The sequence below is a fragment of the Ruegeria atlantica genome, from assembly GCF_013032505.1.
Taxonomy (GTDB): Bacteria; Pseudomonadota; Alphaproteobacteria; order Rhodobacterales; family Rhodobacteraceae; genus Ruegeria; species Ruegeria atlantica_F.
Window position 1 is genome coordinate 772,576 of sequence record NZ_WQCG01000001.1, and the last position, 22,801, is coordinate 795,376.

Annotated in this window: 21 protein-coding genes; 5 read left to right on the forward strand and 16 right to left on the reverse strand. The window is 55.7% G+C overall.

Annotated elements, in window-relative coordinates:
* Window positions 1-185 precede the first annotated feature (185 nt).
* Window positions 186-1,523 (forward strand): serine hydrolase domain-containing protein, encoded by a 1,338-nt coding sequence (locus GOW92_RS03825; RefSeq protein WP_217356494.1) that lies wholly within the window; start codon window positions 186-188, stop codon window positions 1,521-1,523.
* A 29-nt stretch (window positions 1,524-1,552) separates the two neighbouring features.
* Here the strand turns inward: GOW92_RS03825 and GOW92_RS03830 are convergent, their stop codons facing one another.
* The 3 genes from GOW92_RS03830 to GOW92_RS03840 form a co-directional block, all read right to left on the reverse strand.
* Complete coding sequence (locus GOW92_RS03830; protein WP_170558145.1) at window positions 1,553-2,332, reverse strand: hypothetical protein; 780 nt, start codon at window positions 2,330-2,332, stop codon at window positions 1,553-1,555.
* Window positions 2,332-3,612, reverse strand: coding sequence for a hypothetical protein (locus tag GOW92_RS03835; RefSeq protein ID WP_170558147.1), 1,281 nt, complete (start codon window positions 3,610-3,612; stop codon window positions 2,332-2,334). The genes GOW92_RS03830 and GOW92_RS03835 overlap by 1 nt, the downstream gene beginning before the upstream one ends.
* Window positions 3,613-3,744: 132 nt before the next feature.
* The gene (locus tag GOW92_RS03840; RefSeq protein ID WP_170558149.1) at window positions 3,745-4,413 is read right to left on the reverse strand and encodes a TetR/AcrR family transcriptional regulator; all 669 of its coding nucleotides are present in this window, start codon (window positions 4,411-4,413) and stop codon (window positions 3,745-3,747) included.
* Window positions 4,414-4,481: 68 nt separating this feature from the next.
* On the opposite strand from GOW92_RS03840, the gene GOW92_RS03845 reads away from it, so the two are divergent.
* The 4 genes from GOW92_RS03845 to GOW92_RS03860 are packed head-to-tail and all read left to right on the forward strand — an operon-like array spanning window position 4,482 to window position 8,447.
* A complete protein-coding gene (locus GOW92_RS03845; RefSeq protein ID WP_170558151.1) occupies window positions 4,482-5,837 on the forward strand; it encodes a flavin-containing monooxygenase in 1,356 nt (451 codons plus the stop codon).
* Complete coding sequence (locus GOW92_RS03850; RefSeq protein WP_170558153.1) at window positions 5,834-6,748, forward strand: bile acid:sodium symporter family protein; 915 nt, start codon at window positions 5,834-5,836, stop codon at window positions 6,746-6,748. Before GOW92_RS03845 ends, GOW92_RS03850 begins: the two co-directional genes overlap by 4 nt.
* Complete coding sequence (locus GOW92_RS03855) at window positions 6,733-7,671, forward strand: SDR family oxidoreductase (protein WP_170558155.1); 939 nt, start codon at window positions 6,733-6,735, stop codon at window positions 7,669-7,671. Before GOW92_RS03850 ends, GOW92_RS03855 begins: the two co-directional genes overlap by 16 nt.
* On the forward strand, window positions 7,668-8,447 hold the full coding sequence (locus GOW92_RS03860) for an SDR family NAD(P)-dependent oxidoreductase (protein ID WP_170558157.1): 780 nt from the start codon (window positions 7,668-7,670) through the stop codon (window positions 8,445-8,447). The genes GOW92_RS03855 and GOW92_RS03860 overlap by 4 nt, the downstream gene beginning before the upstream one ends.
* Before the next feature lie 4 nt (window positions 8,448-8,451).
* On the opposite strand, the gene GOW92_RS03865 is transcribed toward GOW92_RS03860, so the two are convergent.
* The 13 genes from GOW92_RS03865 to GOW92_RS03925 all read right to left on the reverse strand — a co-directional run bounded on the left by GOW92_RS03865 (window position 8,452) and on the right by GOW92_RS03925 (window position 22,798).
* Window positions 8,452-10,656 (reverse strand): hybrid sensor histidine kinase/response regulator, encoded by a 2,205-nt coding sequence (locus GOW92_RS03865; RefSeq protein WP_170558159.1) that lies wholly within the window; start codon window positions 10,654-10,656, stop codon window positions 8,452-8,454.
* Window positions 10,657-10,659: 3 nt separating this feature from the next.
* Entirely contained in the window at window positions 10,660-11,829 is a 1,170-nt protein-coding gene (locus tag GOW92_RS03870; RefSeq protein ID WP_170558161.1) for an FIST N-terminal domain-containing protein, read from the reverse strand.
* Between the two features lie 50 nt (window positions 11,830-11,879).
* Window positions 11,880-12,557 (reverse strand): response regulator, encoded by a 678-nt coding sequence (locus tag GOW92_RS03875; protein WP_170558163.1) that lies wholly within the window; start codon window positions 12,555-12,557, stop codon window positions 11,880-11,882.
* A 102-nt stretch (window positions 12,558-12,659) separates the two neighbouring features.
* Window positions 12,660-13,124, reverse strand: coding sequence for a putative molybdenum carrier protein (locus GOW92_RS03880; RefSeq protein ID WP_170558165.1), 465 nt, complete (start codon window positions 13,122-13,124; stop codon window positions 12,660-12,662).
* A 31-nt stretch (window positions 13,125-13,155) separates the two neighbouring features.
* Complete coding sequence (locus GOW92_RS03885) at window positions 13,156-13,590, reverse strand: hypothetical protein (protein WP_170558167.1); 435 nt, start codon at window positions 13,588-13,590, stop codon at window positions 13,156-13,158.
* The gene (locus GOW92_RS03890; RefSeq protein WP_170558169.1) at window positions 13,580-15,652 is read right to left on the reverse strand and encodes a glycosyltransferase; all 2,073 of its coding nucleotides are present in this window, start codon (window positions 15,650-15,652) and stop codon (window positions 13,580-13,582) included. Before GOW92_RS03890 ends, GOW92_RS03885 begins: the two co-directional genes overlap by 11 nt.
* Window positions 15,649-16,731 carry a glycosyltransferase gene (locus GOW92_RS03895; RefSeq protein ID WP_170558171.1) on the reverse strand — a complete coding sequence of 361 codons (1,083 nt, stop codon included), beginning with the start codon at window positions 16,729-16,731 and terminating at the stop codon, window positions 15,649-15,651. Before GOW92_RS03895 ends, GOW92_RS03890 begins: the two co-directional genes overlap by 4 nt.
* A 5-nt stretch (window positions 16,732-16,736) precedes the next feature.
* Window positions 16,737-17,057: a hypothetical protein gene (locus GOW92_RS03900; RefSeq protein WP_170558173.1), complete on the reverse strand. Its 321-nt coding sequence runs from the start codon at window positions 17,055-17,057 to the stop codon at window positions 16,737-16,739.
* Window positions 17,058-17,133: 76 nt separating this feature from the next.
* On the reverse strand, window positions 17,134-19,302 hold the full coding sequence (locus tag GOW92_RS03905) for a hypothetical protein (RefSeq protein WP_170558175.1): 2,169 nt from the start codon (window positions 19,300-19,302) through the stop codon (window positions 17,134-17,136).
* Window positions 19,303-19,640: 338 nt separating this feature from the next.
* A complete protein-coding gene (locus GOW92_RS03910) occupies window positions 19,641-19,949 on the reverse strand; it encodes a Dabb family protein (protein ID WP_170558176.1) in 309 nt (102 codons plus the stop codon).
* A gap of 109 nt (window positions 19,950-20,058) precedes the next feature.
* Window positions 20,059-20,814, reverse strand: a complete 756-nt coding sequence (locus tag GOW92_RS03915) for an ABC transporter ATP-binding protein (protein ID WP_170558178.1) — start codon at window positions 20,812-20,814, stop codon at window positions 20,059-20,061.
* A gap of 9 nt (window positions 20,815-20,823) precedes the next feature.
* Window positions 20,824-21,582: an ABC transporter ATP-binding protein gene (locus GOW92_RS03920; protein WP_170409175.1), complete on the reverse strand. Its 759-nt coding sequence runs from the start codon at window positions 21,580-21,582 to the stop codon at window positions 20,824-20,826.
* 10 nt (window positions 21,583-21,592) lie between these two features.
* Window positions 21,593-22,798 (reverse strand): branched-chain amino acid ABC transporter permease, encoded by a 1,206-nt coding sequence (locus tag GOW92_RS03925; protein ID WP_170558180.1) that lies wholly within the window; start codon window positions 22,796-22,798, stop codon window positions 21,593-21,595.
* Between the last annotated feature and the right edge of the window lie 3 nt (window positions 22,799-22,801).

Genomic DNA, 22,801 nt, shown 5'->3' on the forward strand with positions numbered 1-22,801 from the left:
GGCAAATCCGTATCAATGACGACCCTAAAACTCTGGTCAAGTGAAAGGACAAGAGCGGGTTGAAAGGCGCAATCGGCCGGAACCTACGCGACGGAAGGGTGGCAACCAAAGGCGATACGCACTTAACTCGGAGGAAATCCGGGGAGAAACGGGAGGGGGCCGGTATAACCGGTTCAGATAATCGAGTGATCATCAAAGCATTGAAAATCGTCGCAGGCGCTCTTGCTCTGGGTGCCATTGCAATCGTGGGCTATCTGTTGTTCGCCCCGCCGGACCTTTTGAAGGTTGGGACAAACTATTCGGCCAAGATTGTCTGCTCCAACGTCTTCATTGCCGGGCGTGACCCGGATGAGGTTCTTACCGTCGACGTGCAGGCACCGGGGCATCCGTTGCTCAAGCAAATTTCAATCGATGTAGACACCGAAGCTCAAACCGTGACGGCACGGATTTTCCGGTTCTTTGCCCCCGCGACCTCGCAATATCGCGAGGGGCTTGGCTGCACCAATATCCATGACGCGACCCTCAGCACCGCGACCTTGACCACAATCGAGCCCTTGCCTACTGGTCTCTGGCCTGTCGGCAACGAAGTTCAGTTGTCGCAAAATCCGGAAATCGCGCGCATCCTGGCGGATGATACTTTGCTTGGGGAAGGATTCCGCGCCGTGGTTGTCGTGCGGAACGGACGTATCATTGGCGAAACCTTCGCCGACGGCTTCAATGAAAACACACCCTTGCTTGGGTGGTCGATGACCAAAACGGTCACCGCGGGCCTGATCGGCACTCTGATCAATGCCGGCCAGATGTCGCTGGCGGATACACTGACCGAAAGTTATCCGGGCTGGGCACAGGACGGGCGCAAAGACATCACCGTCAAGGACATGCTGGCCATGTCCAGCGGTCTGCAATGGAATGAGGAATATGGCGACGTCTCGGACGTTACAAAGATGCTGTATCTCAATGATGATATGGCAAATTTTGTCTCGGGCCGCCCAGCGGAAAGTGAGATTGGGGCGGATTTCAATTACTCTTCGGGGACGACAACAGCGCTGTCGCGCGTATGGCAGGATAAGCTGACCGATGGTGGTCTGACCTACCCACAAGAGGCGCTGTTCGAACCATTGGGTATGACATCTGTCGTACTTGAGACCGACGCAGCGGACACATTTGTCGGGTCCAGCTATATGTATGCTACTGCCCGCGACTGGGCGCGTTTTGGCCAACTGCTGTTGCAGAAAGGCAAATGGAACGAACAACAAATCCTGCCAGAGGGTTTTACGGACTGGATGTTTGAACCGGTTGCCGCGTCTGACGGGATGTATGCCAAAGGTCACCTCTGGCTGGATTCTCCGGGTGGGTTGCCGCCCTATGAGGATGCCGTCTGGCTACAAGGGCATGACGGGCAGTTTATCGGCGTGTTTCCATCTCAGGACATGGTCGTTGTACGGTTGGGTTTGACACCGTCCCGACATGGCTACTCTTCGCTGCCACTGGCCAAAGAACTGATCGCCGCTTTGCAGAATTGACCAGAAGCCCCCCCATTCGGACCTTCTGATCATTCCAGAATTTGCGTTGCGATGCGAGTGCTTGTAAGCTCTTCCTCTACTAGCGCATAGATCTGATCCGGCGGCGTATTCAGTGAATACAACATCAAAGAAGGGTCGATACCCATGTCGATCAAGTACTGCATTGTCTCGCCTTGCCCCTTCTGGATGCTTTCCACCGCAAATACCACGGGGATCAGGCGCGGTTGGTCGTAATAGTGTTGATGTAGCCCGACGATGCCCTGCAGCGACACGATACGCTCGACTCCACCGGCCAGAATATACGGGCAGGCGGACATACAGACCGCGCCTGACAGAACCGCTGATGACAACCCGGCCTCGCGTATCCGGTCACCGATCATCAAAGCCTCAGACACTTTACCTCCCGGGCTGTGCAGCGCGATCAGGTCCGGCTGTTCCGACATATCGGTCAGAAAGGTTTCGAACCGTTCAGCATCGCCGATTTCGATCTGACCGCTAACCAGCAGTACCCGCCCCAAATCATCGACGTTCTTTTCGGTGAATTCCAACCGTGTTGGAAAGTTCTGAGGCACCGGCACATCCAGAGGCAGGTCCTGTGGCAACAACGTCGGATCGGTGCGATCAGTACGATATTGGCGCCGCTGGTCGCCTGGCGATATAGGACCCGTTGGTAATTCAACCCTGGGCGTGAACGGGTTTGACACGACCTCAGCCACATCTGACAGGATCAAGACACATGCGATCACCAACTGGAAAACCAGCACATACCGCAAGCCTCTACGCACATCAATTCGGGACAGGAAGCCCATCACTTATCGTCTTTTTTTGGCGTAGCACGGTCCAGAATTGCGGCATCAGCCACGCCCATCGTCGCCTCCACATCCTTCATCGCATTCATGGCTGCGCGCAGGTCAGACAGCGTTAACGTATCCTCAATGCTCATGCCGTCTTTACCGCTCCGGATGGCGGCTTGGGTGATTGCCAGTACGAACACAAGAACAGCAGGCAGCAGGTCGATGGCAATGGCTCCGGCCCAGGATGGCACAAAGTTGTGGGCATACTTAATCACCGCATCCGCGCTGGAAATTGGGTTATAGGCGGTTTCAATTGGCGGTTCGATCTCAAGAACCTCTTCCGCCGCGGTCCGAAGGGTCTTGCCGCGCTGGTCAAGGGCGTTCAGGACTGAGTTGATTGTCGATGACTGGGCGTCGCGTACCTCGGAACTGCGCCCGTCCAGTTCGGGCAGCACGACCGAAGAGGGCAGATCACCGGCCGCGCGCGCAACTAACGGTGCGACGTTATACTGGTTCAGACGCGAAATAACTCCGGCCAACTTTACGCTTTCCTCAGAGAACTGCACGGACCGGCGATCCACCGGCCCCGGAGCGACCGTGAGCTCACGCATCCTGGCCAGGACTTCGTTACCTTGCTGGAACGCGTCTTCGATCAGCGGTTGTTGATTGGCGATCTGCTCTTCCAAATTGCGCAGTTCTTCGGCCTTTTGGGTCAAGACCCTAAACACGGCACCACGTCCCGCAGTGCCGGACAGATCACCTGATTGCTCCAGCTCGGCTAGTTCTTCAAAGCTTTGGCGAGCACGCTCGACTTCGCGTCCCAGCGCCTGACCGCTGAGCGCAATGTCGTGCGCCTGCTCAAGCGCAGCCTGGTAGTCACGCACAGTGTTTTCCAGATGCTGTTCAACAGCTGCAGCACCGGCCAGCGCCGCAGCGTTGAGCCAACTGGACATGGCGATGATCGCAACGGATCCAACAATTGTTGAGATCGTGAGGCCAATGAACCCACTGGCCGTTCGCATCGACGGCAGTAAGCGCAGCATATAGCTCCAAAATACAAAAATGCCGACGGATACAGCGATCGAATAAGCGACGGCTGCAAAGAACGTTACTGCGCCATTGTCTTCCAGCAGCGATGAAACGCCAAGATAAGTATAGATTCCCGAAGCAATTGCCAAAACACCCAGCGCGGCAGGCGTGAATGTGTCTAACCATACCAGATGAGCCTCAAGCTCTTTGGCCGTTCGAAGCCCCCTCGCCTCCTCAGCTGTCAGGCGGTCTCGTTTTTCTGTCATGTCACCCCACGCTCCAAATCGTTAATCTTGGTTAATCACTAGATAATAACGCATGGGGCAATTTGATATGGTGCGGTGCGTAACATCAAGCTGAGCAGATGGTACGGGGCCTTTTTTGCATCGCCTTGGGGCTTACTCGTGTGCCTTCAAAACACCGGTAAGCCCACCATGACAGAACTGCAGCAGATTCTGGATTGCGCTGTCGGCGTCTCGTTCTTCACCGGGTTGGGAAAGTGCAGTTATCCGCCACTCCGAAGTGCACAATGCCAACATAGCCGACACAGAAAAAACCAAGGCCCCTGCAACGTGCGCCGGATCGGAGTTGGGGTATCGGTTACACAGTTTTTGAACAACCAGCGAGGCGACTGGATCAAAGTGGGTTTTGGCCAATGCATGCCAGCGCGCATCCGCTGACACGATCGCCACGATACGCGCATATGCAAGCCATTGTGGATCATTGCCGAATGCGCGGGTCAACAGCGGCCGCATGAAGGCTGACATCAGGTCCGCCGCATCCCAATCGCCGCGTTCCTCCAACCGTTCGATGGCCTCGCGACGCTCTTGTGACAATTCGCTGGCGCGACGCGCGACGATCCGTTCAAACAGCTCGTCCTTAGGGCCACCGTGGAAGTTCACGTTCGCCTTTTGAACCTGCGCCCGCGCCGCGATATCGCGAATCGATGCCCCTTCGAATCCCTGCTCCGCAAAGACCAGTTCCGCAGCGTCAAGAATACGCTCCCGCGCGGCTACAGATCGTTGCGAGGGTGCTCTTTTTCGTTCTTTTACAGCGTGTTGTGCCATTTCAAAAACCAGTTTGCCTTATTTCGAACGATCGTTCAAGATAAATAGTGTCGCAGGAGGAGAGACGCATGCAACAGGTGCAAGTGAGAGCGGGCCAGCCGGTTACGGCAAAGGCCCGTCCGGAGGAGCGTTTTGCTCTGATCGGAGCCGGGCCCATGGGTCTGGCGATGGCAAAGACACTTGTCGAGCAGGGAGTGCCATTTCAAGGATTTGAACTGGCCGATGACGTGGGTGGTCTGTGGAACATCGATGCCCCTCGGTCTACGATGTATGAGACCGCCCACCTCATCTCTTCCAAGAAGATGACCGAATTCGCCGACTTTCCCATGGCTGAGGAAACGGCGGAATACCCATCACATCGCGAGCTAAAGACATATTTCCACGATTTCGCGACCGCGTTTGACTTATACCGGCATTTTCAGTTTGGCGCCGAAGTTCTAAGCACCACACCGCTGGACGAAGGCGGGTGGCAGGTGAAGTGGCGTGACAAGGCAGGCACCGAACATAGTCAGAATTTTGCCGGCGTCCTGATCGCCAACGGCACCTTGTCCGAGCCCAACCTGCCCCAGTTTGAGGGCGAATTCACAGGCGAGTTCATCCACGCCTCGGACTACCGCTATCCGACCCAGTTTACCGGCAAAAGGGTTCTGGTTGTCGGGGCCGGGAACTCGGGCTGTGACATTGCCGTTGACGCCATTCACCATGGGGAATCCTGCGATATCTCGATGCGCAGAGGTTATTACTTTGTGCCCAAATACGTGTTCGGCGTCCCTGCTGACACGATGGGGGGCAAAATCAAGTTGCCCATGTGGCTAAAACGCAAAGTGGACGGGGCGATCCTGAAGTGGTTTGTGGGCGACCCGCAGAAATATGGGTTTCCCAAACCGGACTACGCCCTTTACGAATCTCATCCCGTTGTCAATTCGCTGATCTTGTTTCATGCCGGGCACGGCGATCTGAAAGTTCGGGCAGATATCGAACGATTTGACGGCAAGACAGTACATTTCCGAGATAGCACCAGTGCTGAATATGACATGGTCCTTGCAGCAACAGGGTACAAGCTCCACTACCCGTTCATCGACAGGACGCATTTGAACTGGCAGGGTGACGCCCCGCATCTGTACCTTAACTGCATGCATCCGACCCGCGATGACCTGTTCGTCCTGGGAATGATCGAAGCGTCCGGCCTGGGATGGCAAGGACGGCACGAGCAGGCCGAGATGGTCGCGCGATATATCGCAGGGCTCAAGACCGGAAACTCCGCCGCAAAGGCAATCCGCGCAGCCAAGTCCGAAAAATTCGAGCGGGCGACCGGTGGCATGAACTATATCGATCTGCCCCGGATGGCCTACTACGTCGACAAGGCGACCTATCGCGGCGAAGTGACCGGCCAGATCGCGGCGTTGAAGGCGGCCCAATCATGAACGGGATAGACGACGTTGCGCTGAACTTTGACGCAGGCAATCTGAGGCTGCTGAACGCAATATTGGCCGTCGTGATGTTCTCGATCGCGCTGGATCTTCGGGTGGATGACTTCCGCCGTATCCTGCGCGGGCCGAAACCGCTGCTTGTCGGGCTGGCGTCTCAGTTTCTGGTGCTGCCTGCCCTAACCTTTCTGATGCTGCTGGTGGTCAATCCGTTACCTTCGGTCGCGATGGGGCTGATCCTTGTTGCGGCCTGCCCTGGTGGGAACATCTCGAACTTCATGACACATCGTGCGGGCGGAAACGTGGCGCTTTCGGTGTCGATGACCGCATTTGCAACCGTGGGCGCGATCATCATCACGCCTGCAAATATTGCACTGTGGGGGAACCTCTACGCCCCAACACGGGAAATCCTGCAAAGGACCGAGATCGACCCGGTTGCAGTGGCCATTACGGTAGGCTTCATGCTGATCCTGCCCCTTATCCTTGGCATGCTGGTCAATGCGCATTTCACAGCCATCGCAGATAAAATTCGCCGCCCAATGCAATGGCTTTCGATGGCGATCTTCATCGCATTTATCGTCGTAGCGCTCGCCGCGAACTGGGTGAATTTCCAACGTTTTGCTACGGCGATTATCGGGATCGTGATCCTGCATAATGCGCTGGCATTTTTGGGTGGATACCTGACTGCAACTGCCGCCAACCTGTCGGAGCGCGACCGTAGATCTGTCACAATCGAAACAGGAATTCAGAACTCGGGCCTTGGCCTCATCCTAATATTCGCCTTTTTTGGCGGGCTTGGCGGAATGGCAGTTGCCGCGGCGCTTTGGGGCATCTGGCACGCGCTCTCGGGGCTGGCACTGGCCGCCTTTTTCGCAAGACGAGAGGTGCCCGAATGCGCCACATCCTGATCACCGGGGCTGCGGGCGCGGTCGGCACTGCCCTGCTGCAACGACTGGGCAACCGCGACGACGTCACAATCACTGCAACAGATATTCAAGAACCCGCCGACCTGCCGAAAAATGCAAGATTCGTCAGGATGGACGTCACGGGCAACGCGCCACTCAACGTCATTCTGGCTGAAGAACCTGACACCATCGTGCATCTGGCTTCCATCGTGACCCCCGACCCATCATCGACCAGAGAGCATGAATATCAGGTCGACGTCGAAGGAACCCGTAATGTCCTGAATGCCGCGATCGCCGCAGGGGTCAAGCGTCTGGTCGTTACTTCATCAGGTGCAGCCTACGGATATCATGCCGATAACCCGGTTCCCCTGTGTGAAACGGATTCGATACGTGGCAATCAGGAATTCGCCTATTCGTGGCACAAGCGGCTGGTCGAAGAAATGCTGGCCGATACCAGACAGGTCGAGCCCGACCTCGAACAGGTTGTTCTGCGTGTGGGAACTGTGCTGGGGTCAAAGGTTGAAAATCAGATAACGGCCCTGTTTCACAAACCCCGTCTGCTGGGGCTGAAAGGATCCGACAGCCCGTTTGTGTTTATCTGGGACGAAGATTTAGCCGATATCTTGGTTAGTGCGGCGACTGACGGGCCTGCCGGAATTTTTAATGTTGCCGGCGACGGCGCGCTGACCATCTCACAGATCGCATCAAAGATGGGCAAACCGGTGCGTTGGCTGTCTCCGGCGGTGGTCAGGGCCGCTCTGGCCATTGCCCGCCCGCTGCGCCTGTCGCGTTATGGCCCGGAACAAGTGCGTTTTCTTCTGTATCGCCCTGTACTGAACAATGCCGCGCTGAAAGGCGAATTCGGCTATCACCCCAAATTCACAAGTGCCGAGGCGTTCAATCGCTGGTGGGAGGCTGCCCAATGAAACCAACTGCTGTCATTACAGGAGGAGCCGGAGGACTGGGCCGTGCATTGTCTGCTGCGCTAAGAGCCGACGGTTGGCATACCGCATTGATTGATTTACCCGGGCAAGAGCTTGACGCACTTGCCAATCTGGATGACGTCAGCACCTATGCCTGTGATCTGACCAACCCGGACCAGTGCAAAGACACTTGCGCCCGGATCATTGCGGCCAGAGCCTCGGTTGATCTTGTGATCTACAATGCAGGTGTCTCGCAGATTTCCGCGTTTTCGGACAGCGATATGCGCTCGCATCGAAACTTGTTCGAAATCAACTACTTCGCTGCAGTTGGTTGTGCGCAGCATTTTCTGGACGCGGTCAGGAAAGCCAAGGGTACGCACCTTGCGATCTCTTCCGTCGCGGGTTTTGCACCGCTCATCCATCGAACCGCCTATGCAGCCAGCAAACACGCGATGGAGGGGTTCTTTAAGTCCCTCCGTGCCGAAGAAACCGCACACGGGGTGCGCGTTGCTATCGCCGCGCCGTCCTTTGTGGCGACCAATATCGGGCGACCCGAAGCTGCGTGCGATGAATTCGTTCGCCCCGGTTCAGCCTCGGATGGCATCGACTACATGGAACCGGAAGCCGCGGCACAAGTGATCTTGCAAGGTTATCAACGGCAAAAGGACTATATTCCGGTCGGGCGGATCGCACGGATCGCCAGTCTGCTGAACCGTCTGGCACCAAAGTTCTATTTCCGTCAGATGATGCGGACAGTAGGCCAAGGGCGAACGCACTGAGCAGTCAACTGACCGACGCCTCCAGCACCGATTTGAGCCTCTGCGCATCAATTGGCTTGTGCAGCAAAGGATAGCCCGCCTTCTTGCAAGCGCTCGCCAGTTCGGTCGAACGATCGGCCGAAATGATGCAGCCGGGCAACGGCCCGAATTCGCACGTCAGATCGGCAATAGCGTCGGTCCCGGTCTTACCTCCGTACAGTTGATAATCGGCAACAATGACATCGGGCAGAATTCCAATCTCGTGCAGCAGGTTTGCGGCCTCATCCTGGCTGGCCGCTTCCAGCACCTGAACGCCCCATGCCTCCATCGTCATGCACAGCGCGCCGCGCAGGTTGTCATCATTTTCAATCAGCAAGGCAACCGTCCTGTGCAGAACGTCCGAACGCGGTGGCGCTGACGGCGCGCCACCATTCATCGCACCACGCGCCTGCCCCACTGATGGAACCGTGATTGAGAATACAGTTCCGCGCCCAGGCTCGGACTGAAGACCAATCGGATGCCTCAACAACCCACAAGCACGTTCCACAATGGCAAGACCCAAACCCATCCCTTCGGCGGCGCTGGCGTCTGAATGAAGTCGTTTGAATTCCTGGAAAACAACGTCTTTTTGGTCAGAGTCGATACCTATGCCGGTATCCCAAACCTGGATTGAGACGCTCGCGCCCTTTCGCCTGACACCGACCAGAACTTTGCCTGTTTCCGTATACCGAATCGCATTGGACAACAGGTTCTGTAAAATGCGCCGCAGGTAACTGGCATCACTTCTGACCACCGCGCTGGTGTCGACAAATCGCAAACCAAGCCCCTTAGCCTGTGCGACCGGCCCAAATGCGTCTTCCATCTGGGAAAAAAGCTCACCCACTGAGACCGATGATAAGTGAACTGATGCACGCCCGGAATCCAGTTTTGATATGTCCAGCAGCGCTTCAAGGATGTGTTCGACACTATTGAGCGCGCTCTCGGCTTTTGCCGCAACCGCGCGTGCATCCGCAGCATCCAATTCACCGCCCAACGTCGAGACGTAGAGTTTTGCAGCCGACAGTGGTTGCAATAGATCGTGACTGGCCGCCGCGACAAAGCGGGATTTGGATGCGTTCGCGCGCTCTGCTTCGTTCAGCGCATCCGCAAGCTCCATTGTCCGAGATGCGACGCGCTGTTCCAGCAGTTCCTTTGCTTCGACAAGGGCTTGCGCGGATTTTCTGTCTTCCGTCACATCAGTAAAAGAAATCACGAATCCCCGATCAGGCATCTCCTGCGCGAAGACCGACAAAATCTTGACGCGACCACTATGCATTTGAAATTGCAATGGCGGGCGCTCGGTCGAGCGGTTTACCCAGGCCAGCAGATCGGCGTCGCTCACTCCGCCTTCAAAGTTGATGGTTGTGCTTAAACGGTGAAACAACGACTGGAACTGTGCCCCCATCTGGAATTGTGCGTTGGGAATGGCCAGCAGTTCGCTGGCGCGATTGTTCCATCCAACCAGACGCAGCTGACTGTCAAAAATACAAACACCCTGATCGATATGTTCCAGTGTCGCGCGGATCAGGCGGGCTTTGTCATCGAGTATACGATCCCTTTCCTGACGTTCGACCCGCATAATGTCGGTCACATCCGTTTGCAAGATAACGGTGCCATCATCCGGCGTGCGGTGCTCGGACACCTGCATCCATCGGTTGCCGCTCAGGCGGATGTTAAAGACCACGTGATCTTCGGCATGGCGGGCAATGCGCCGCCGCACCCAATCTTTCCGAGAAAGCACTCCGGGCAGAGACAAGAACTTGGACTGGCTGACCAATTCGACATAATCGGTGAACCGCAACCCAGGTGCCAGTTTGGCCTGAATGTCGGGCATGTGCAGACCAAAACGGCTGTTGCACAGCACCATTTCCTCATCTCGGTTGAACAGTGCAAACCCTTCCTGAACTGCCTCGATCGCATTGGCGAGGTTTGCACGGGCAGCCTCGGTTTCTTGATTGGCCTGCGCCAAACGGGCGTTCGAATCGTTGAGAAGATCCAACGCGCGCTCAAGGTCATCTGTCCGGGCCCGCACTTCCTGTTCCAACATGGCCGCCCGCTGAAACTGAGCATAAGCCGCTCCTGAGGCATCGGTGGATTCCTCTACCCGCCGCATCAACGCCGCGACAATCTTCAGCAGCTTTTCGTTCTGCCGATCAAGCGGATCATTGGGGTCGGTCAGAGATTCAATCATCGCCTACCCGTCTTCCGGAGGATAAATCGCAACGCCAGTCAGCGTCTGGTTCACGTGGATCGAGTTGAACTGCTCGCCATAAGTCGAAAACCCTACGACGTGGTTCTCGGAAAGCAGACGCGAAATCTCGCCCGTCTTTTGCTTTTCCTGCGCCTCCAGACGGCGCAGGATGCAATCGCAGGCAAGGATCGTGTCCGGCCGGTCGGTCTGCGTCAGCGTTGCGATTTCTTCGGCAAGATGCACGGCCATGTCCCGAGGTTCCGCCAATGTCAAAACCAGCCCTTCATCAATCGCCGAAAAGAACACAAGGTCGCCGTTGCCCGCGACCCGCTGAATGGCCCGCACGTGATGCTGGCCGCCAATCTGCACAACCAATGGATGGGCTGCAAAGGTAAAAGTGGTCAATTGTTCTGGGTCTTTACCAAGCAGACGGGCATATTCGCGTGCGGCAGGTTCGGCGTTGATTTCCTGAACGATACGACTGGCCGGATCGGCCTTGGTGACAACCATGCGCCGCGCCGTCGGCACTAAATGATCTGTCTTGAATACTTTGATTGGACAACGTGTACGAACCTGCGTCAGAACCGCTGCGTTCTGCATGGCCTGACCGTCCTTCAACACGTAGGTCGCCTCGAACCGGGTTCCGTCCCCCGCAGACCCGCCGAACAAGGGTACCGGCCCCAGCCCAATGGCAAGCTCCGATGTCAGCACATCTTCTTTGGTCGACAATCCGTCGATCAACAGGAAAGAAAACTCGTGTTTCCAGTCCGGTGCATGCGCGGCCATATCGTTTCGGTTCCGGATCATCCGGTCGATAATGTCCTGCGCCGAAAAATCACCCAGGTCGGGCACCAAAAGGGTCCGCACCTCGAAATGCGAAGACGGAAATCCGATGGCAACGATCTGATCTTCGCCATAGCCGCAATCTGCCAACTCACCGGCCGTGGTGCATCCGATAACAGGCGTCGGCGCAAAAGCACCTGCCGCCTCAGAGATAACCGCCGCCGCATCTGCGCCGGGGCTTACGAACAGAACGATCAAAGACAGAAGTTCATCGCCCAGAGAGCTGGCGAGTTTTTCGATCGCCCGATCTGTGTCGCGATGTACAAAGCCCGTTTTGACGATACCTGGCGCACGGGCAGCAGCTGACGCCCACCCGACTGCTTGGTTCATCGTGCCCTCCTCCCTAAAGCGCGACATCCCCTAAGATATGACGCGTGGGCTTACTCTTGCAAGACGCTGGCAAGAGAAGCATTCTTGGCAAGCAGGACAGCCTGCGTACGACTTTGGACGCCAAGTTTGCGCATGATCGCAGTCACATGTGCCTTGACCGTTGTTTCGGCTATGGACAGATCAAATGCAATTTGCTTGTTCAACTTACCCTCGCAGATAAGCTGCAGAATACGCGATTGCTGATTGGTCAAAGTGGCAAGACGATTGGCGGCCTCACTATGTTCGCTGTCGGCTTCGTCCTCAATAAACGTGAAACCATCTGGTACGAAAACATCCCCGGAATGAACAGTTTCAAACGCTGTCCGAAACACGTCACGCTGGCTGTGCTTTGGCACATAGCCTGAGGCACCCGCATGGATCACCTGACTAATCACGCGGTTCTCAGCGATGGACGACACAACTATGATCGGCGCATCGATCGCTGCTTTGACGCGCATCAAGCCTTCAAGCCCGTCCACATCCGGGAGATTTAGATCCAGCACCACTGCATCGGGTCTCAAGCCGTCAGAGATTAAAGCAATCGCATTTTCCAGCCTGTCCGCGGTGTGGATTTCCCCGATACGGGCTACGGTTTGCAGTGTCATCGACAGCGCATCGCAGAACAACGGGTGGTCGTCGACGATCAGAACCGTGTCAAAATCAATCTGTCCGGCGGTTTTTGCAAACATGAGACTTGGCCTTCGCAATCAAGATACCCCAACCCTAACAACCGATGCGTGTCGCGCCTACTGGCGAAACGTCGTATGTCCGAAACCCACGCTTCGCTACGACTAAGAGCCTTCAGGCATTATCGATTGACGTAAGACCGCTGTCACCTTGGTTCCGATTTCGGGGGCTTCGCTTTGTCGGGGGCCGGCTATGTTCAAAACCGCATTGGGCCGCGCCATGAGCCAACGCCTCACTTGTCGCGCGCAAGCTTCACACCCCTGCCGCACGTCAACGATCAGGCAAGGTTTTCCGATTTCTTTCGCAAAATCAATGGTCAACTGCGTTCCAGGGCTGGGTGATCCGTCGGCGAACACAAGCAATGCATCGCTTGCCAAAACGTTCCGCTTTGTGCGCTCTGCAACATCTTCGGAATGCGTTTCGGTAAGGCCGGTGTAGCGGTCGGGAATGCGACCCGCCTCGTTCAGGCGGCCTTTCGGAACCCAACCGCCATAGGGAATGTCGTTTTCCAAAGCGAACTGAAAAGCCGCCAGATCAACACCCGTTTGTCCGCCAGTAACGATTTTCACAAGGTGTTCCTTGTCTATTGTTGGCGTCTTGCTAGCCCAAAAGACCGATTTCATGCCCGTCAATGATAATCGCCAGATCCCAGTATTTTCTGAGTTCTTCCTCGGCGTCCTGCGCCGCCGCGGATTCTTCCGGAATGCGTTCAACCCGAAAGCCGAAACGTTCAAGGCCGCAATAGTCGACGCGGCTGAGAATGACCGGATACACGTCCCGCTCCATCGCTGCGGCGGCCAAAAGCCTTGCGATACGGTAAGGCGTTTCTGGCGGCTCGTGCACCCGAACGCCAATATGCACCGGTCCACCCGGTTCGCGGTCCCATAGCATAAGCGAGGGCGTCAGTCGCATTCTCGGGAAGACAACTTTGCCAAGCGGCTTGGCGTCCCGTTTCTCATTGATCAGATCGTCTAGGGGCTCGGGTCGGTTTGGCGAAGCTCGGCTGAGGATCTCGAACCATTGATCACTGGTCATACATAGCCCCCAATTCTGTTAACAATTCAGCAGCCTTGACCGCCCCTGGTTCAGGCAATTCGAAACTATTCAGTGCGGATCGGTAAAATTCAGTGCCGTCATGATCCAGACAGTCTGAGACCGTCCGCTCGAGCTTCATGAATTCCTTTTCGGTAATGACGGCGCACAGATCACGCTCGGCCATGGCAGTGGCGCGCCGTTCCTGATCATCCAGATAGGGGGCGGATTGGGGAATGAATATCGCCGGAATGCGATGGTACAGCATCTCTAGGACCGAGTTGTATCCCGCCGCAGAAATGACCACGTCAGCGGCAAGGCAAAGCTTAGTCGCCTCTAATGTCTGAACCACGCGGGTGTTTTTCCAACCAAATGTTGCGGGCTGAACCGTACTGCCGGGCCACGTCACAACCAGATGTAAACAGTCAGGACGGGCCTCGAGCATACCCGAGATCGCCTGCAATTGCGCGGACCTGTCAGAGGCGACTCCGCCGCCCAACATGCTGACGACCAGTTGCCGGAAATCGCGTCCGAAACGTTTAGCCAACCGAGCTCTGAGCTTTTCTTTTTCTGCAGCGGACTGTTCCACCAAACGAACGATTGGCCCGACATAATGGACATGGTCACCATAGCTGTAAGCGTCGTTTAACTCGTCAAAAGCCTCAGAGGGCACAATGACCCGGTCAAAGACTCCTTCGCGGCGCAGCATGGTTTGCCTTGACCGCCCTTCAGGCCACAACCCGCGCCGGATCCATGCAGCCAGCAGGTTGCGTTCCCGGATCACCCGATAAACGGAATCGAATACGTAACCGCCGTCAAAGACCAGCGTGTCGTTTTCGTTCAGCACCGCGCCAAGACGCCGATACGTCACTACATCATTGCCATCAGAATTTGTTTTTGTATCAGCGCGCTGAACCAGCGGAATACAGTTGATGCCTTCGCGACGAACAAGCGGAACGCAACTGGGAAAGGCCGCGAACATTTTTGACATCGTGTCCGGCATTTCCCGGGCGATGATGCTGCACCGCTGCGCATGCCCAAGCCCCACTCCGTTTGTCGGGAAAAACAGGGTTTTGGCTTTATCCTGTTCAGCCTGACGCTGCCTCGGATTCAGTCCGGCAGCCTTTTCCAAACGAGAAATATCGACAGTGTGCAACCACTGCGATTTCGAAGCTTGTTCGACAATTTGCGGCACGTTTCCGATCACATTACCGATCAGATAACCATCCAAGGCGAACGGTGTCTTTGGACCAAGCAATGCAGGTGCGCCCGATGACATCAGAACCTCATCGTCGGTACAGTCGATGGCGACACCGCCGGCTGCAATCAGTTCGACCGCAAAAGCCGCCATTCGAACGCCAGCAATTCCGTGCCCGAACATCGCCAGAATATCTGTCGAATTCGCCAAGGTCAGCGGCGACAGGCCGGTATAAAGATACGTCGGCAAATCGTGAAACGGCGACGCCTTTATCGCCTCATTCTGAGCGCCGCTAACGATGAGTTTCAGGTTATAGCCACCCTGGCTGCTCATCCGGGAGAAGCAGGACAGCGTTTCGGGGTTGTCCAACTCCATCGAACCCAGAACAACCGTCACGTTCGGCAAAACTCGATTTGGTCGCCGAGATGCGGGCCGAATATCTGCCACCAAAGGGCTGGAGGTCGATGGCAGCACCGGCCGCGGCTGAAAATCCGTAAGGTCAATCACTTGCGCCTCGCGCCCAAGCGCATAGGCCAGCCGGGCTTTGGCTGCGATATAACTTTGCTGGGTCGCAAAACGACCAGTTGCAACAACCGGGACACTCGGGTCGAGCTGCTTGTTCCGCAGAGAGGCTAGAAGAAAATCGTCGATCTCTTCGGCACCCAGTACGAATACGGACTGCGCCTTGTGCTCGCCTGGATCAACGAGAAATTTGGCTGCCTCGTAGATCCTTCCACGCCCAGCATCTTCCGGCAGATAGTCGGCATCAATGCACACACTAAAGCCACGTGCTGCAAGTTGCTCGGCAAGGATCAACTGCGTGTCAAACGACCGCAACGAGCGTGTGCCCACTTCTATATAGATCATGCATTCACCCCGCTGTCGGCGGAAATTATGCCTGACAGCATCGCTTTGAATTTACCTGCAGAGTAGTTTTCCAGCGCCGATTGCGATCTTACCACCTGGTCATGATACTTCTGCGGCTGGGCGATCAGATCGGCAATGATCGTGTCCACCTGAGATGGCTGGCAGGTCAGTACAGCATTTCCAAACGTGGCACCTGTATCGGGGTTGGTCAGAACAACCTTACCCGCTGCCACCGCCTCGGCCACAACGCGACCAAAGCTCTCCTGCCAGGTCGGCGCTGTAAAATATACAAAAAAGTCAATCATTCCAAAGAACTCTTGCACAGTTATGGCATCAAAGGGAAGCAAGGTCCAATGCGCGCGAAGAACACGAGCATTCAACAGAGCATCTGCACCAAGGATTACGTTGCTCTGAGAATGGCTTGGAAAACAGCTATCCAGATCAGCGATAGCCGGGAACTTCTCGAACCCGGGCCGTGAATGCCGCCCGCGCCGGTCCTGTGGTATTTCACACGGAGCACTCATCTCGGTCTGGCAAATGTTGAACCAATCCGATCCCAAAACGTCCCACTGCCGTGCTATGCGGGACGTGGTCAACCAGTCGACAACGCCTTTGCGGTTATACGGTGAAATCGGCGCAAGCGTTTTCTTAAGCGCAATTGTCGAGACCTCGATCTGGTTCAGGCAATTTGCAACGTCAAACCCCTCTGCGCCGCCGGGACGCAGAAAATTCTCATGCGTAATCACGTAAAGCTCTCGTGCAACGATCCTTGTGCCGAGCGTGTCCTGAAACTTCAAAAAAGACGGATTGTGCAAAAATACGAAATCCGCGCTGATCCGGGGGGCGTCCCAAATGATCGGAATGTTCAACTCGTCCAACACCCGCCGTAATACTGGCGAGACGTGCTGATTGGCACCAAAAGTTCTGGACGTGATCGCATGCACAACCACTTGCCCGAATTCTGCCGCTACCGGCAACTCGGCAGCCACCGCTGCAGATGTCCCGCCAGAAAATCGCGGCTCGATGACATAGGCGATCGTAGGTGTGTCTGATCGCCCGAAGGCGCGCACTTCCGACATCCCGCTCAGTGTTGCAACGAGGCGGCGAATGCGCTGTCGGCCGAACGGTTCTCGCCGCTGGCCGGTGCGCTGGCGGCATAGCTGAAGTCCACATCACCAACAGAAGCGACCTCGTGAAAGCTCCGCAGCTCCAGCGACAGTTCATCTTCGCCGCTCAAAAGCTCGGGGTTTTTGTCGAGGTAGGCGTACAGTGCCTGAATGTCATTGGTAGACAGCATTTGGTCGATGACCAGCAGATGCTCAAGTGTGATCTCGGCACGCACGTTTTGGGATGTCGATAAAAATAGCAGAGCAGTTACGATGCCGATAAGTCGTCTATCCGTCATTTTGGATACCCCGTCGGAAATAATTAACAGTACACAAAATTGAATCAGTCCTTCTTAGTATAGCTCAAAAATACAGTTATTGGGTCGTCGCTTTCTTAAGTTTGCTCAGCACCTGACTTTTCAGGCGATTGACACGGTTCGGAGTCTGAGCCCTGACCGTTTTACGTGTGGTGGTCGGCTTGGCCGCTGCAACACCCGAGCCTTCTCCGGCCAGCCATAACTCTATGATCCCACTCGGGGTTTTGACGTCAGCCCCGGTGAAATCCCGAAGCTGTGCACCGGAGTCTCTGGCAAGGGCGGCCGCTCTTTCCTCGTCCTGCTTGTGATAGAAGCGCACGTTCGACTTGGTGATCCCAAAGCCTACACGCGCCTGCCCACTAAGCTCATGCCCTGTCGACGTCAGGTTGCTTACAACAGAATCAACAACGCTTTGGGGCACATTGGTTGGTGAATAGATCCGAAACGCCACCACCGTATTTTCCGGGGCGGGCTCTGGTTGCGGGGTCGTAACAGCGTCATCCAGCAAAGCTGTTCGCTGGATAGGCTGCGACGGCTCAGATGTCTCTTGCAGCAGGGGCACCAATGACACTTCGATCTCCAACGGCGCCGGTGCTTGTGGCGCAGCCGGTGTTTCCAGCGAGTCTAGTGTTCCGAAAAGCGTCGGCACCTGCAATGCGGACGATAACCCGGACGGGGTCGGCGTTACTAATGATTCCGGCACGTCAGGCAGTTTCGGCGCAACTGGCAGCGCCACCAATTCCACAGGCTCCGGTTGCGGTTCGGACGGCGATGGCTGGGGGACAAGGTCTAATGCAACCGTGTTCGCCTCTGGCGCACTGGGCTCAACCAACACACGTGCTTCCGACGGCTCTTCGATTTCAAGCGAGACCACAACTTCAGGCAGAGAAAGGTCCGAACCAGTTGCTTGACCTATCTGCTGCCCCTGTTCCGGCAGATACGCCCGCACGGAATGCGGCACTGTCCGAACGACGTCCAATTGCACTTGCGACGCCGAATACTCCAATGCCGCAGGCTGGATCGGAACCACCGGCGGACGCATTGTTGTCGGGGATGCTATTGCCGCAACCGTTGCACCTTCCAGAAATTCTTCGGGTTCTGCCGCAGTCACAGTCGTTTCAAGCAATGCGACAGACGTACTGAAAATCTCGGGCGTGGATTGAAACCGTACGAAACCCAGATTCACCTCTTCCCGCGGTCGATAGCTCAGCAGCGATATCGGCAATGGCGGCTGGATAAGTGTGGGTACAAACGACCGAACACTTGGAGCCAAACCAGACAGTTCTGACCCGACGCCGCCCGACGGGTCGGGCGGTTCCGAGAAGGGCAGCGACAGCGATGCAACATCCTCTGGCAAGGTTGTGTCACCGTCGGGCGAATTTGCTTCAGATGACGTATCGAACACAGTCGTCGAGTTTGCAGCCGCATCCGTCGCGCCGTTTGCTACATCAGAGGACGCCGCTGAACGATCAGACAGTTCCGTTTCCGGTTGCGTGATCGCGCTTGTCGCCAATGCTTCCTGGTCTACCAGCCCCGCAGTTTCGGTTGGTCCAGATGCGTTCAATCCAGAAAGGATGAGAAACACCGAAGACGATGCAGCCACACCGATGCCGCATCCCGCCGCGACCAAACCCAAACGCATCTTGCGACGAGAACGTTTCTGGTCTTCCATCCTTTCAAGAAGGTTCTTGCGCAAACGATCTGCCACCTCACCTTCGGACAGCTTTAGGCTAGGTTCCGAGGTGATCAGATCTTCTGGGACATTGCCGGACTGCAGGCCCGGCACGGGCTCGGTATTTGGCGAAGCAGCGTTTGCTTCACCTTGTTCATCACCTGTGACGTTTCCGGTCTGGGTGGTGTCATTGTTGATAGATTGGCGTGCAACACCGCCTACGGCGGCACTTTTGGCCGACTCACCAGGCTGGAGAGGCTTGGATGCTTGGCTCGGATTAGCGGCCGTTCCAGGTTGCTGCGCCGCCGTATTCGGGACATTTTCCGGTTGCGCGCCAGAGGTTGATTGCACTGCGTTACTACGACCCGGGGCAGACGGCCGCGCGGCACCGCCGTTTGTCTTGCCTGTCGGTGGGTTGCTTTCTTGCTGTTTCCGAGCGTTTTCAAGCACCTCCTGCCATTCAGGAGATTGCACAAAGTCATAAATACCCGACACTTTGTTAGCGTCTTTGTTGGCAACTTTAGGGCGAGCTTTTGGATCGCTGGCCTTTGTCATCAATACCCCCGAACTGGCCGCCGGAACATGCTCTATGCTGTTGCAACACGGGCAAACCAAATACACTCGTGAACACTAAAAAATTCAAAAAAATCTATGAGTCAGTATAAAAAATTGACCACTGGAAGACAAGTAATCCGGTGTTCGAAGTGCAATTTCGGCGTCTTTCGCAGGCTAAGAATGCGTGGTTGTAGCTCCCGTAACCTGCCCCAACGCGATCTGCCACGACGTCGCAGATTCGGTAAAAAAGGGCTCGTCATGCCGTTTGTGACCACTCTGATCACGGCCGTTTTCGCAGACTTCAGATTTGCGGTTTGGCTGAATCCGCTTCAGCGATCTCAAACCTCGAAGTCCAGAACTAGAATTCCGTCTATGCCACCTACAGCATGTTTGACCAACTGCGCGCCCAGCGCTTTGTGTGTCTTGTCGTTTTGATAGGTGTGCAGCGCGGCCCAATCATCGAAATCACCCACAAACCCATGCATGTAACCGCATTCGATCTGCTCAGGGCTTTCGCTGCGACCACCTGTAAACCCGCTTGCACCCGGCAGAGCGTCGGTCAGGTCAGAAAGACCATTGTGAATCTTGGCGATGTTCTCTTCGGTTACGTCGGAACGAAATTTGGTCAGCACGATATGGCGGATCATGCTCTGGCACCGTAATCACAATTGAATGAGCGCATGAGTTTGAAAACCCCGACCATCGGCAATTCTGATGCGATTGCAATCAAACTTCACCTAAATCTCGAAGCCCGGTTTAGATCGCCAAATACTCCTCGCGAAGGCCGGTGTCTTGAAGCACCTCGTTTGCTGTCCCATCAAACACGATAGTGCCGGTGTCCAAAATGATCGCACGATCGGCCAACTCCAAAGCGCGGACAGCGTTTTGTTCAACGATAATCGTGGTCATGCCCTGTTGCTTGACGTGAACCAGTGTCTTTTCAATCTCGTCGACAATTACCGGGGCAAGACCTTCGTATGGCTCATCCAAAAGCAATACTTTGATGTCACGGGCAAGCGCTCTGGCGATTGACAGCATCTGTTGTTCGCCACCCGACAAGGTAATCCCCTCTTGCTTTCTGCGTTCGCCTAGGCGCGGGAACAACTCATACAGCCGCTCCAGAGACCATCCGACAGGCGGGGCAATCTGGGCAAGCTGTAGGTTTTCCTCGACGGTCAAGCCTGGGATTATGCGTCTGTCTTCCGGTACCAGGCCAAGTCCGACAGATGCCGCTTCGTAACTTGTCATATTGTGCAGCGGCTTGTGATCCAGCCAGATTTCACCATGCCTTACTTCGGGATCGCCGACTCTGGCAATAGAACGAAGTGTCGAGGTTTTGCCAGCGCCATTCCGTCCAAGCAGGGCCAGAATCTCGCCTTCATGCACGTTAAAGCTGACGCCCTGCACGATGTAGCTTTCGCCGTAATACGAGTGCATGTCCCATACAGAAAGGAACGCAGGCGCGGTGCTGGCCATATTGGCGTTTTTCGAAAAGTCAGGTTTTTCGTTCATAGCTTTTCCTTACGCAGCAGTCTCGCCCAAATAGGCCTCGCGGACCTTGGGATTACCGCGGATATTTTCCGGAGTGTCTTCGACCAATGGTGTCCCCTGCGCCAATACGGTGATCCGTTCGGCCAGGCTGAAGACGACGTGCATATCATGCTCGATAATGGCGATGGTAATGTCGCGCTCATCTTTGATCTGTTTGAGCAAGTCGATCGTGTTGTTGGTATCAGCCCGCGCCATGCCTGCCGTCGGTTCATCCAGCAACAACAAGCGCGGGTTCTGGCTGAGGCACATGCCGATCTCAAGTCGCCGCTTGTCACCGCGGGACAGTGAGGCCGCATTCATCTCGCGCTTGTCAGCCATGTTCATCTCTTCCAACATGGCTTCTGCTTGTTCTACCACCTCACGTTCATTGGCGATGGTCTCATAGGCGTGCATCCGAAACGCGCCATCCCGCATCGCGAAGATCGGGATCAGCATGTTCTCCATCACCGTCAGCTCACCAAAAATCTCGGGCGTCTGGAACACGCGGCTGATGCCCATCTGGTTGATCTGGAACGGCTCCAGCCCCAGAACCGAGTTATTGTTGAACAAAACTGACCCTGTATCCGGCATCAGCTTGCCCACCAAACAGTTCAACAGCGTCGACTTCCCCGCACCATTGGGACCGATAATGGCGTGAACCGAGTTCTCTTCAACGTTAAGGTTCACATCTGTCAGCGCCTTCAGGCCACCGAAGCGTTTGCTGACGTCTTTGACTCTTAGAATTGCCATTGCTCGCCCCTCACTCAGCCGGTTCTGTTTTGCCTGACGGCGCATCGTCGGCATCTGTTTTCTTGCGCTTGAGGCGCTTGAGCAAACGTTGCCCCCCCTCGACCAGACCGCCCGGCAGATAGATGACGACGAGCATGAACAGGATGCCCAACGTCAGGTGCCAGCCTTTGCCGATAAATGGGTGGATCAGGAACACCACGGCGTCTTCCATCCCGTCGGGCAGGAAAGCGAACCAGCTGTGCAGGACGTTGTCGTTGATCTTCGAGAAGATGTTCTCGAAATACTTGATGAAACCTGCGCCCAGAACGGGTCCGATCAGCGTGCCCGTGCCACCGAGGATGGTCATCAAGACGACCTCACCCGAAGCGGTCCATTGCATCCGTTCGGCACCTGCCAGCGGGTCCATCGCGGCCATCAAACCACCGGCCAAACCGGCATACATGCCAGAGATAACAAAGGCAGCCAACGTATACGGCTTTGAGTTCAGGCCCGTGTAGTTCATCCGTTGTTGGTTCGACTTCACCGCGCGCAGCATCATGCCAAACGGCGAACGGAAGATGCGGATGGCAAGGTAGAACACCACCATCATGATAACCGCACACAGGTAGTAACCTGCATTAAAGTCGAAACTCCATGCGCCCACATCCATCGTGTATGTAGCCCGCATGGGCAAACCAAACAGATGCGGCAAATCTGGTGAGTTCGCCCCCTGCAGGATTTGCGGGTCGTCCGCATAAACCTGCAGACCGGTTTCGCCATTGGTCAGGTTGAACTTGGGGTTCGAGAGCACCGAATAGGCCAGCGCAAAGCTCATCTGCGCGAATGCCAGCGTCAGGATCGAGAAATAGATCCCCGAGCGTCGCAGGCTGACAAATCCGATTAGGAGCGAAAACAATCCAGCGACGACAACACTTAACGCGATGGCTGGAATGACATTGTAGCTGAGCAGTTTGAACATCCAAACAGCCGAGTATGACCCCACTCCAAGAAAGGCCGCGTGACCGAAGGACAAGTACCCGGTGAGGCCAAACAGAATGTTGAACCCAATGGCGAAGATGCCAAAAATCACGAACCGCTGCATCAGGTCCGGATAGCCCGCGTTGAACTGCGCCATGGCGCTGCCTTCAGGGAACGGGTTCAGGATGAAGGGCGCAAACAGGGTCAAAAGCGCGACAACGATCAGCAGGCTGGTGTCTTTTTTATTCAGTCCCAACATTGA